Origin of the sequence: Cellulophaga sp. 20_2_10, assembly GCF_023476645.1 — a bacterium.
GTDB lineage: Bacteria > Bacteroidota > Bacteroidia > Flavobacteriales > Flavobacteriaceae > Cellulophaga.
This window is the reverse complement of sequence record NZ_JAMCOJ010000006.1, coordinates 57,202-69,053: the sequence shown is the minus strand read 5'-3', so window position 1 is coordinate 69,053 and position 11,852 is coordinate 57,202. Positions and strand designations below refer to the sequence as shown.

The 11,852-nt window shown below is 34.2% G+C and carries 13 protein-coding genes; 5 read left to right on the top strand and 8 right to left on the bottom strand.

What is annotated here, in order from left to right; genetic code table 11:
- Positions 1–113: 113 nt before the first annotated feature.
- A complete protein-coding gene (locus M4I21_RS12670; RefSeq protein ID WP_249559546.1) occupies positions 114–536 on the top strand; it encodes a tellurite resistance TerB family protein in 423 nt (140 codons plus the stop codon).
- 70 nt (positions 537–606) lie between these two features.
- On the opposite strand, the gene fbp is transcribed toward M4I21_RS12670, so the two are convergent.
- Positions 607–1,617 (bottom strand): class 1 fructose-bisphosphatase, encoded by a 1,011-nt coding sequence (gene fbp, locus M4I21_RS12665; RefSeq protein WP_249559545.1) that lies wholly within the window; start codon positions 1,615–1,617, stop codon positions 607–609.
- 113 nt (positions 1,618–1,730) lie between these two features.
- Here fbp and M4I21_RS12660 point away from each other — a divergent pair, with 113 nt between their 5' ends.
- The 4 genes from M4I21_RS12660 to M4I21_RS12645 all read left to right on the top strand — a co-directional run bounded on the left by M4I21_RS12660 (position 1,731) and on the right by M4I21_RS12645 (position 6,403).
- A complete protein-coding gene (locus M4I21_RS12660) occupies positions 1,731–2,210 on the top strand; it encodes a GNAT family N-acetyltransferase (protein WP_249559544.1) in 480 nt (159 codons plus the stop codon).
- Between the two features lie 38 nt (positions 2,211–2,248).
- The gene (locus tag M4I21_RS12655) at positions 2,249–3,499 is read left to right on the top strand and encodes an aspartate kinase (protein ID WP_249559543.1); all 1,251 of its coding nucleotides are present in this window, start codon (positions 2,249–2,251) and stop codon (positions 3,497–3,499) included.
- A 79-nt stretch (positions 3,500–3,578) separates the two neighbouring features.
- Entirely contained in the window at positions 3,579–5,387 is a 1,809-nt protein-coding gene (locus tag M4I21_RS12650) for a GNAT family N-acyltransferase (protein WP_249559542.1), read from the top strand.
- An 11-nt stretch (positions 5,388–5,398) separates the two neighbouring features.
- A complete protein-coding gene (locus tag M4I21_RS12645) occupies positions 5,399–6,403 on the top strand; it encodes a carboxypeptidase-like regulatory domain-containing protein (RefSeq protein ID WP_249559541.1) in 1,005 nt (334 codons plus the stop codon).
- Between the two features lie 58 nt (positions 6,404–6,461).
- On the opposite strand, the gene M4I21_RS12640 is transcribed toward M4I21_RS12645, so the two are convergent.
- From M4I21_RS12640 to M4I21_RS12610, 7 genes are read right to left on the bottom strand one after another with little or no spacing between them, the layout of a single operon-like run.
- The gene (locus M4I21_RS12640) at positions 6,462–6,845 is read right to left on the bottom strand and encodes a TM2 domain-containing protein (RefSeq protein WP_249559540.1); all 384 of its coding nucleotides are present in this window, start codon (positions 6,843–6,845) and stop codon (positions 6,462–6,464) included.
- A gap of 60 nt (positions 6,846–6,905) precedes the next feature.
- On the bottom strand, positions 6,906–7,289 hold the full coding sequence (locus M4I21_RS12635; RefSeq protein ID WP_249559539.1) for a VOC family protein: 384 nt from the start codon (positions 7,287–7,289) through the stop codon (positions 6,906–6,908).
- Between the two features lie 7 nt (positions 7,290–7,296).
- Positions 7,297–7,752 (bottom strand): DUF1801 domain-containing protein, encoded by a 456-nt coding sequence (locus M4I21_RS12630; protein ID WP_249559538.1) that lies wholly within the window; start codon positions 7,750–7,752, stop codon positions 7,297–7,299.
- Between the two features lie 32 nt (positions 7,753–7,784).
- A complete protein-coding gene (locus tag M4I21_RS12625; RefSeq protein WP_249559537.1) occupies positions 7,785–8,723 on the bottom strand; it encodes a 2-hydroxyacid dehydrogenase in 939 nt (312 codons plus the stop codon).
- A 2-nt stretch (positions 8,724–8,725) separates the two neighbouring features.
- Positions 8,726–9,091, bottom strand: coding sequence for a cupin domain-containing protein (locus M4I21_RS12620; protein WP_249559536.1), 366 nt, complete (start codon positions 9,089–9,091; stop codon positions 8,726–8,728).
- 18 nt (positions 9,092–9,109) lie between these two features.
- On the bottom strand, positions 9,110–10,780 hold the full coding sequence (ggt, locus tag M4I21_RS12615) for a gamma-glutamyltransferase (protein ID WP_249559535.1): 1,671 nt from the start codon (positions 10,778–10,780) through the stop codon (positions 9,110–9,112).
- A gap of 39 nt (positions 10,781–10,819) precedes the next feature.
- Positions 10,820–11,815 carry an MBL fold metallo-hydrolase gene (locus tag M4I21_RS12610; RefSeq protein ID WP_249559534.1) on the bottom strand — a complete coding sequence of 332 codons (996 nt, stop codon included), beginning with the start codon at positions 11,813–11,815 and terminating at the stop codon, positions 10,820–10,822.
- Between the last annotated feature and the right edge of the window lie 37 nt (positions 11,816–11,852).

Below are 11,852 nucleotides of genomic sequence, written 5' to 3'. Positions count from 1 at the left end.
CATAGCACGGCGTTAAAAACAGCGGTTTTAACGAACGTCCAAAATATTTTTTAAAAATTTGAGGTTGTATAAGTCAATAAATTATATTTGCAATCTAAATTAAATAATAAATTATGTCTTTTGTAGATTTATACGGTAATAGCGAACATAGAAAAAATGTTGCACACTTTGCTTCTATAGCGTCTTTGGCGAGTGTAGATGGTGAAATTAATGAAGCAGAAAAGGTGGTCTTAGATCGTTTTGCTCGTAAATTAGATATTACTGAAGCGGAATATAAAGAGGTAATGAAAAACCCTGGGAAATACCCAATTGATCCTCCAAGTAGTTTAGACAGACGTTTAGAGCGTATGTTCGATTTGTTTAAGATTGTTTTTGCAGATCACGATATTGATGATGATGAACGTCAGCTTATTAAAAAATATGCTATTGGTTTAGGGTACTCTAATGACTCTGCCGATATAGTTATTTCTAGATCTATTGTGATTTTTGGTGGCAAATTAGATTTTGAAGATTACGCTATGCTTGTTAGAAAATAAAAATAGTTACTTTTTAGATATAAAAAAAACGAGGCAATTGCCTCGTTTTTTGTTTTTATAGTGTTTGTACTTATTTAAGTGCGTTTGCAATAAATTCTTCAGCTTTTTCTACCATTTTAGTACTTCCGCAGAAAAAGGGTACACGTTGGTGCAATTCGGTTGGTTTTAACGCCATAATACGACCTTTACCATCACTAGCCTTACCGTTAGCTTGTTCAGCTAAAAATGCCATTGGGTTACACTCGTACAACAATCTTAATTTACCTTCAGAGGCCTTACTACTTTTAGGGTACATATAAATGCCTCCTTTTATCATATTTCTATGAAAATCTGATACCAATGAACCAATGTATCTAGAGGTATATGGTCTGTCTCCTTCTTCTTGCTGACAATATTTTATATAATCTTTTACACCTTGTGGAAAGTGTATGTAGTTCCCCTCGTTTACAGAGTAAATTTTACCTGTTTCAGGAAACTGCATGTTTGGGTGCGATAAGTAAAAAGTACCAATTGCTGGGTTAAGTGTAAAACCATTTACACCGTCACCGGTTGTATATACCAACATTGTAGAGGTACCATAAACAATATAACCTGCTGCTACTTGGTTGTCTCCTGGCTGCAAAAAGTCATCTATTGTTACAGGTGTACCTACTGGAGTTACTCTGCGATAAATAGAAAAAATAGTACCTACAGATACGTTTACATCTATGTTAGACGAACCATCTAGTGGGTCTATAAGTACAATGTATTTGTTTTGGTGCTGCTCATCTTGACTATTAATGCTAATAAAATCGTCCTCTTCTTCTGACGCAATACCACAAACTATTTCTCTGTTTTTTAAGGTTTGTATAAACTTTTCATTAGCTAATACGTCTAGTTTTTGCTGGTCTTCACCTTGTATGTTGGTGTCGCCTGCAGCTCCTAGAATGTCTATTAGTCCTGCTTTATTAACCTCGTGGTTTACCACTTTAGCAGCTAAACGTATTGCATTTATTAGTTTAGATAGCTCCCCAGAAGAGTATTGAAATGAAGATTGATTCTCAATTATAAACTCTCCTAAAGTCTTATGTCTCTTGTCCATTAATGGTAGTGTTTTATTTAAGTACAAATATCGATAATTTTGTGATACTACAACGTTTTCGCAATATAAAGTCGCTTAAACGTGTTACTTTGCAGATTATTAGAACAAAGAAAATGGAATATTTAATAAGAGAAGCAACGCAAGAAGATATGGCTCAAGTCCTTGATTTAATTAAGGAATTGGCCCTGTTTGAGAAAGAACCACAGGCGGTAGAAGTCACTGTAGACGATTTAATTTTAGACGGTTTTGGCGATTATAAGTTATTTCATTGTTTTGTAGCCCAAGTAAATAACGCTATCGTTGGCACAGCTTTAGTGTACAATAGATACTCTACTTGGAAAGGCCCTGTCTTACATTTAGAAGATTTAATTGTAACTAAAAAAATGCGAGGTACTGGTTTAGGAACTTCATTGTTAGATGAGGTAGTTAAATACGGCCATAAGCAGGGTGTAAAACGTATTTGTTGGGAGGTTTTAGATTGGAACGAGCCTGCCATTAAGTTTTACCAAAGTAAAGGGGCAGACGTAAAAAGAGATTGGGACGTTGTACATTTAAACGAAAAAGGAATAGAAAATTACATAGCAAACTTATAACAACCTTGGTTGCATAAGTTTTTAATACAAGAAATAGAATGAAGATTTTTAAGTTTGGTGGCGCTTCTGTAAAAGATGCTACCGGTGTAAAGAATATTGTAAATGTGTTGCAACAAGTTGGGTATGCAAATACACTAGTTGTAGTTTCTGCAATGGGCAAAACTACAAATGCAATGGAAAGTATTGTAAATGCATATTTTAAAGATAAAACGGCTTTGCCAGCAGCAATACAAGAGGTTGTAGATTTTCATAATAAAATTTTAAACGATCTTTTTGAAAATACGCAGCACGAGGTTTATGGTAGAGTTAAGGTTTTGTTTGATGAAGTACAAGGCTTTTTAGCTTGGAATAAGTCTCCAAAACGCAGTTTTGTATATGATCAAGTTGTGGGGTACGGAGAATTATTGTCTACCACAATTTTAGATGCTTATTTAAACGAAGTAAACATAAAAAGTAACTGGTTAGATGTTAGAGATTTTATAAAAACTAGCGATAATTACAGAGATGCAATTGTAGATTGGGATAAAACTCAAGAAAGAATTACTGCTGGGATAGACAAAAATAAACTGAACATAACACAGGGTTTTTTAGGTAGTGATGACAATAATTTTACGACTACTTTAGGTAGAGAAGGGTCTGATTATACCGCAGCTATTTTGGCATATTGCCTAAATGCAACAGAGGTAACTATTTGGAAAGATGTGCCTGGTGTTTTAAACGCAGATCCTAGGTATTTTGAAGAAACACAGCTGTTAAACAAAATATCGTACAGAGAAGCAATAGAACTTGCTTTTTATGGAGCGTCCGTAATTCACCCTAAAACATTACAACCATTACAGCGTAAGGAAATTCCGTTGCGTGTAAAATCTTTTTTAAACCCATTAGATACAGGAACTATTGTTGGTAAGGGTAATGGTATAGAACCAAAAGTTCCTTGTTTTATAATTAAGAGAGATTTAGTGTTGATGAAACTTTCTTCGTTAGACTTTTCTTTTATTGTAGAAGATAGTATAAGTGAACTATTTAAGTTGCTACACGACCATAAAATGAAGGTAGATTTAATTCAGAATTCTGCTATTAGTTTTTCTGTTTGTGTAGACAATAAGTTTGATAGGTTGCAGGATTTATTAAACATTTTAAAGGGCAAATTTAAGGTAGTACACCAAGAGGGTGTCTCGTTGTTTACAATTCGTCATTTTACGCCAGAGGCTATTGCTAGCATACAAAACGGAAAAGAAATTTTACTAGAACAAAGAGCTAAAGAAACAGTACAATTAGTAGTAAAATAGCAGCTTGTTTGTATTAAAATAACGGACACTGTTCTACATTAAAACTATTGGGTTATATTTGTTTATCACAATAGAATATATGGGATTAGTTACAGCAAAAGAAGTTGCAAAAACTATTAAAGTAGACAAGTATGGCTTTATAGGTACTTTTATAGGCTGGTTGTTAATGAAAGTGACTAAAATATCTAGTATTAATAGCTTTTATGACGATCATAAGCACCTTAGCGGAACCGTTTTTTTAGACGCTATTTTAGAGCATTTTCAAATTAAATTTGAGATTCCGGAGGAAGATTTTAAAAGACTACCTAAAGATGGCGCATACATAACAATATCTAATCATCCGTTGGGTGGTATAGATGGTGTTTTGTTGTTAAAGTTATTACTGCAACACAGAGAAGATTTTAAAATAATGGCTAACTTTCTGTTAAACAGAATAGAGCCAATGTCTCCTTACATACTTCCGGTAAACCCTTTTGAGTCTAGAAAAGATGCAAAAAGTAGTTTAGCCGGATTTAAAAATGCGATGCTACACTTAAGAGGCGGACACCCATTGGGTATTTTTCCGGCTGGTGAAGTGTCTACTTATAGAGACGGAAAACTAATTGTAGATAAACCTTGGGAAGAAACGGCGTTAAAGCTTATTAAAAGAGCAGAAGTGCCTGTGGTTCCAATATACTTTCACGCTAAAAATAGTAGGTTGTTTTACAGGCTTTCTAAAATTAGTGATGTTTTTAGAACAGCTAAATTACCATCTGAGGTTACAACCCAAAAAAATAGAGTTATAAAGGTTAGAATTGGTCAGCCTATAACTGTAAAAACGCAGAAGGAGCACGAGAGTTTAGCAGACTTTACGGATTTATTGCGTAGAAAAACATATATGTTATCTAATGCTTTTGAAAAAGAAAGGCTTATAGATAAAGTGCCAACAACACTTAAAATTCCTAAGGCTCCAAAAAAAATAGCAACTCCTATTAGCAGAGACCTTATAGAAAAAGAAATTGAAGAACTGCGTAAAAAAGACTGTAGGCTTTTACAAAGTAAATCTTATGAGGTGTTTTTAGCCACAGCAGAGGATATGCCTTACATTTTACAAGAGATAGGCAGGCAAAGAGAAATTACTTTTAGAGCTATTGGCGAGGGAACAAACAAGGCTATAGATTTAGATGAGTTTGATAATTACTACCACCATTTATTTCTTTGGGATGATGATGGTAAAGCTATTGTAGGAGCATACCGTATGGGTATGGGCGCAGAAATTTTTAAAAAATATGGTATAGATGGTTTTTATGTTCAAGATCTTTTTAGACTAGAACCAGAATTATATGGTATGATGCAGCAAACCATAGAAATGGGTAGAGCTTATATTGTAAAAGAATACCAACAAAAACCAATGCCTTTATTTTTATTATGGAAAGGTATTGTGCACACAACACTTAGGCACCCTGAATATAAATATTTAATTGGTGGTGTTAGTATAAGTAATCAGTTTTCTAATTTCTCTAAGTCATTAATGATAGAGTTTATGAAGTCTAATTACTGGGACCCGTATGTGGCTCAATATATTAGACCTAAAAAAGAATTTAAAGTAAAATTAAAAGACGCAGATAAAGAATTTATTTTTGATGAAACAGAAGCGGATCTTAATAAGTTTGATAGACTTATTGATGAAGTGGAACCAGGAAATTTACGACTGCCAGTTTTAATTAAGAAATACATTAAACAAAATGCAAAAGTTGTAGCGTTTAATGTAGATCCTCTTTTTAATAACTCTGTAGATGGTTTAATGTATATTAAAATTGCAGATATACCAGAGAGTACAGTAAAGCCTGTTATGGAAGAGTTTCAGGCAGAATTGGAGCAGAAGCTACACAACGGACAAACAGAATAACACGAGTGCAAATGAAAACAAGTTTCTTTTTTTTATTTGCACTTCTTTTTTTACAAGCATTTACGCAAAATACAGTTACTGGCTATATCTTAGATGAGGTTAGTAAAGAACCATTGCAAGGAGCATCTGTTTTTTATGATGGTACAACTATTGGTGTGGTTACTAATACAGATGGTTATTTTAGTATTTCTACAGAAAAGAATATAACCGCATCCTTGGTAATAACTTACTTTGGGTTTAAGAATAAAGTAGTAAGTGCGGTTGGTAAAACCTCTTTAGGTACTATTTATTTGCAAGAAGCTGTAGAGCAATTAAACGAGGTTATTTTAGAGCCAGACACTTGGAGTAGGGAAAAGAAATTACGAATCTTTAGAAATCAGTTTTTAGGATCTACATTACCAGCATTAAAATGTAAAATTTTAAATGAAGATGATGTGCGATTGTATTACAGTAAAAAAGAAGATGTTTTATATGCATTTGCATCAAAGCCAATACTAGTGCAAAATAAATTCCTGGGTTACGTTTTGGAGTATCACTTACAAGATTTTGAGGTTCGATATAAAACTAATATCAATGGTTTTAGGTTAACAGGATCTGTATTTTATGCTGGTACGGCATTGTTTAAAGAGTTAAATAGTAAGGTAAAGCAGCGGTATATTAAAAATAGAAAAATCACTTATTTTGGTTCTACATTGCATTTTATGAGGGCATTATCAACAAAGAAACTTACCGAGGAAAACTTTAGAATTTTTAAAGAAAGTCTAGAAGTAGACCCTTATGCGTATTATAATGTTGAAAAAATAGGAGATGACAATACTAAAGTAGAGCAGACTTTAGAACGACTAAATGTATTGTATAACAGATGGAGCAATTCTTTTGTTGTAGTTACTCAAAATCCTTTTTATATAGATGCTTACGGCAACCATTCTCCTGTAGACGTTGTTTTATTTGGTGGAGATATGGGATTGCTTAGAATAGCAAATACATTGCCCTTAAATTATGAGCCTGTAAACTAAAAAAAGGCCATCTATAAAATAGATAGCCTTTTTGTATATTGTATTGTTTTTTTTGGTTCTAGAACCAAGGTTTTCTACCTACTTGGTATGTATTGTAGAATTCTTCATCAGATTTTGTTAGGTACAGAATACCTTCTATGATACCGATAACCCAAGTAGCCATAAGTAATAAATACCCCACTAAAAAGCAGGCTGTAATAATACCTACCACTGTAGTTACTGCTAAAATAATACCTTCTTTCTGGTATCCTAAAATAAATTTATGAACTCCAAAAGAACCTAGAAAAAGTGCTAAAAGACCTGCTAACATTTTCTTGTTTTCTCCACCAGCCATATTATTTAGACCTTCAGAGAATTCATTTGCAGTTTCTTTTGCTCCTTCTGAAAATTCGTTTGTTGTTTCTTTTACTTCATCAGCAAAATCTTTGTTTTCTTCTGACATAATTTTGTGTGTGTTGGTTTAATTTAATTGAGGGTTAAATGTAGTAATTTTTTTTAATTATTACTTAAAAGCTTCGTCTTTTGGTTCCCATAATTCTAGCTTATTGCCATCAGGGTCTAGTACCCATCCAAATTTACCATAGCTGTATTCTTCTATTTCGCCAATAACGGTAACACCTTCTGCTTTTAAAACGTCTAATAATTCTACTAAATTATGTACTCTAAAATTCATCATAAAAGAAGATGTACTAGGTTCAAAATACGTGGTATCGTTTTTCATTGGACTCCACTGCGTTGTACCGTCATTGCCTTCTTTATCTTTCCACCAAAATGTACATCCATATTGGTCCGTATCTAGTCCTAGCCTGTCTTTATACCATTGTTTAATTTTATCAGGGTCTTCTGTTTTAAAAAAGAAACCTCCTAAGCCTGTAACTCTTTTCATATCGGTTTTATTTTTTAGTGTTTTTCTCGTATAAATCTATCCATTGCTGTACCGTCATTTTAGCGGCGAGCTCACCAATTAACTCATAAGGAATATCACCTGTCTTTTTAAACCGAACACAACTTTTGCCCATATCTAACTTGTGCTTACAATGTTTTGGGTATTCGGTTGTAAACCAATTTAATAAGTCCGGGTCCGAGTAAATGCCAGAATGATATAAGGCTATAAAGTTTTTCTGCGATGCCACATTCATAAATGGTAGTGGTAGCTTTGGGTCGCAATGGTAACCATTTGGATATAACGAATGTGGTACAACATAGCCCAACATTCCGTAACTCATAGTTTCAGTAAAACCAGCAGGTAAGTTTTTTAAAATTGTTTCTCTAATTTTAGAAACAGCTTCTTTACGCTCTTCTGCTAATTCTTTTATGTATTCTTCTGGACTAGTTGCTTTAGATTGCATAATTGGTTCTTATGTAGGTTGGCTTTTTAAAATTACAAAAATTTAGCTTTAACCTTGTCTACTATGGTTTGTGCAAGTTTAATTTTGCTTTCAACCGTCCAGCCGGCTACGTGCGGACTAAGTAATACCTTATCAGAATGTATCAAGTATTCAAAAGCATCAGGGAGTTTATTATCTGTAAACATATGTTCAAAAGAGGCTTTTTCATATTCAAGAACGTCTAAACCAGCGCCCAGTATTTTACCTTCTTTTAATGCGGCCACTAAATCTGCCGTTACAACACATTTACCACGAGCAGTATTAAACAGCCAAAATTGTTTTTTAAAACCATTTATAAAGTCAGATGTTACCATATTTTTGGTAGAATTAGACTGTGGTACGTGCAAGCTTAATACATCTGCTTTCTGTTGTAATTCCTCTAATGATACTTGTGTTGCATTTTTATTGCCAACACCGTCTTTAATGTCATAACAAATAACGTCTACATCAAAACCACGTAGTTTTTTAGCAAAGGCATTGCCCATATTTCCGTAGCCTATTATGCCTACCGTTTTGCCGTCTAATTCAATGCCTCGGTTGCCTTCTCTGTCCCATTTTCCGTTGCGCACTTCGTTATCTGCCTTGTTTAATTTGTTAAACAAAGACAAAATCATACCCAACGTATGTTCGCCAACAGCGTTACGGTTGCCTTCTGGCGCAGAGGCTAAAAATATGCCTTTTTGCGTAGCGTAATCGGTGTCTATATTTTCTAAGCCAGCGCCTAATCTTCCTATGAATTTTAAATTGGTTGCTTTGTCTAAAAATGCTTTGTCTAGCGGAAATCTACTGCGTATAATTAAGCCGTCATAATTATGTATAATAGCCTCGACCTCTTCTTTAGTAGCCGTATAATCTACATCGTTTGTAAAACCAGAATCTTTAAATTGTTCTATTATTAAAGGATGGTTTTTATCTAAATGCAATACTTTCATTATTATATTTTTGGATATTCAGTTTGTGTTTTCTCGTCAATAACGGCTCCGGTATGTGATGTAGATAGTTTTTCAAACAATAAAACCTCTACCACTTCATTATTTTCTGTTCGTGGACAATGTTCTACACCTTTGGGAACAACAATTATTTCGCCCTCTTTTACTATTTCTGTACGGTCTCTAAACTGCATATATAATGTGCCTTTTAAAACCTGAAAAAGTTCATCTTCATTCTCGTGTGCGTGCCAAACAAAGTCGCCCTTTAGCTTGGCTAAAAGTACTTGCATATTGTCTACAACCGCAATTTGATGCGGATGCCACTGTTTGCTAAACGTGCTTTGTTTTTCTTTTAGGTTGATGGTTTTCAAAATAAAAAGGAATTAAAATTAGTAACCTATGGCACCACCATCTGGACTAGAAGAATCTGATGCTCCAATATAAACATTGTTTTCAGCATCTACAGTAATACCCATTAAACGACCTAAGTGTTCGCGTTCTACCATGGTGTGTCCCATAGCTTCTAGTGCTTTTACAGTATCTGGCGATAGTAGGTCTTTTTCATATAAAATACGATCTGGTAACCATTGATGATGAATTTTCATTGCTTCAATGGCTTTGTGTATAGGCATATCAAACTCAATTACATTTAAAACTGTCTGAAAAACCGTGTTTATAATTGTTCTTCCGCCAGGACTACCAATAACCAAAACAGCTTTGCCATCTTTGGCAACAATAGTTGGAGACATGCTAGAGAGCATTCTTTTTTCTGGCTTAATAATGTTGGCAGCAGAACCTATTAAGCCTTTGCTGTTTGTGTAGCCTGGTTGCGGATTAAAATCGCCCATTTCATTATTAAAAATAAAACCAAGTTTAGGATCTCCTAGTCTAGAGCCGTAAGAATGTTCTAGGGTGTAGGTTAAAGAAACAGCATTGCCATCTTTGTCTAAAATTGATAAATGAGTGGTGTTGTTGCCCTCATAAATTTGTCCAAATTTAGTAGAGTCACTTAGTGATGCTTTTTGAAAATCTATATTTTTATATCTGTTTTCTGCAAATTCTTTAGAGGTAAGTTTAGCTAAAGGCATATCTAAATTAAAGTCAGGATCTCCTAAGTGTTCTGCTCTGTCTGCAAAAGCTCTACGCATAGCCTCTGCAACTACATGTACGTAAGGAGTAGAGTTAAAAGGGGCTTTGTTAAAATCTGCTAGCTCCATAATATTCATCATCTCTAAAAGTGCAACACCACCAGAGCTAGGAGGTGGCATTACAAAAATATCGTGTCCTTTGTAAGTTCCTTTTAAAGGAGCTCTTTCTACGGCCTCATATTTTGCTAAATCTTTTAAGGTAATTAAGCCGTCATTTTTTTTCATAAAACGAGCAATTTCTTTAGCTACTTTCCCTTTGTAAAATCCGTCTTTACCGTTGTCTCTAATTTCTTTTAACGTAGCAGCAAGTACGGGTTGCTTCCAAATTTCATCCATTTGTGTTATTTCACCTTTTTCATTGGTAAAATAATTGGCCATAAATTCAGATTCTTTTTTATAGTGTAATGCTTGTTGGTATAATGTGTAAGATAGCGGAACGCCGTTTTCTGCTAAATCAATTGCAGGTTGTACCAGTGTTTTCCAGGGTAGTGTGCCATATTTTTTATGCGCCATAAATAGCCCTGCAACTGTACCAGGAACACCAACAGATTGTAAACCGTTGTGGTTAGAGCCAGAGATTAAGTTGCCTTGTTTATCTAAAAACATATCTGTAGTAGCTTTTAATGGTGCTTTTTCTCTAAAATCTATTGTGGTAGCGTTACCATTAGATTTCATAAAAACTAAAAAACCACCACCGCCAATGTTACCCGCTTGTGGGTGTGTAATCGCTAAAGCAAAAGCAGTTGCAACTGCAGCGTCTATTGCATTACCACCTTTTTTAAGTATATCTGCGCCAACTTTAGATGCCGCACTATTATCTGATACTACCATACCATTTTTAGCATAGGTTTGTGCATTGGTAAGTGTAGTGAAAAGAGCACAGGCTAAAAGATAAAACAGTTTAATTTTCATATCGTAATTTTAGAGTAAATATAGTATTAATAGGATCTTCTATAAATTGTAAACACCGTTAATCTTTGCAATGTTAAATCCGTTTTTTATAATTTGTTTTGCCTTAGCACTTTCTAAATTTAAGGCTGGATTTGTATGATTAAAATGAATAAAATTAATTTTTCTTTTTTCTGAGGCAGGAAGCTTTTTAAACAACGCCATACTTTCTACAATAAACGGATGCGGAATTTCTGATATATCTCTATTGTTTATTTCTTCGGCATCAAAAAAAGTAGCATCAATAAACGCATAATCTACCTTGGCAATTTCAGCACTAATATCTTTTTCCCATTTGTTCCATTTGTCAATATCAGGAATAAATAAAGCACTTTTGTTTGGACCAATTATGGTATACCCTACGGTTTCAGAAAACTCATCTCTGTGTGGCACAGTAAACGGAATTACTTTTAGATTAGAAGTAAGTTCTAGTGTTTTTTTATTTTCGGTAGCTTTTATCTCTATGTTTTTATTTACTACAAGCTGATTCCAAGGGCCATTGTTTTCTAAAAAAGTTTTCATTTTTGGCATTGCATAAACTGCAGCGCAATTGGCATTCATAGCTTCTTTACCTAAATACATTAAGCCGGCATAATGACCTATGTGTGCGTGAGTTAAAAAAATACCAGTAGGGGTTTCTTCTGCAGCAAAACTAGCACTGTTTTTTAAGGCCCTTACCTGTGCAGCTATATCTGGAGTGGCTTCAAACAAAAAAGTCGCTTTGTTTTCGGTGTCTACAACTCCTAGCGAAACTACTTTTCTGCTCGGGTCTGGGTTTGTGAATAAATCTTTGCAGCACTCTTTTTTACAACCAATTTGTGGTGATCCTGCATCTTGTACAGTTCCTAGAATAACCAAAGCGGTATTGTTAAGCTTTGGTATGCTGGTTTTTGTTGTTTTTTGAGTGTTGCTTTCTATTGTATTTGTTGGTTTTTCTTTGGGCTTACAGGCGCCAAGTAAAAGGAATAAAACACAAATTTGAAATAGGTTTTTTGTCATTGGTTGTTGCTTTGTAGTTCTATAAAGATAACCAATT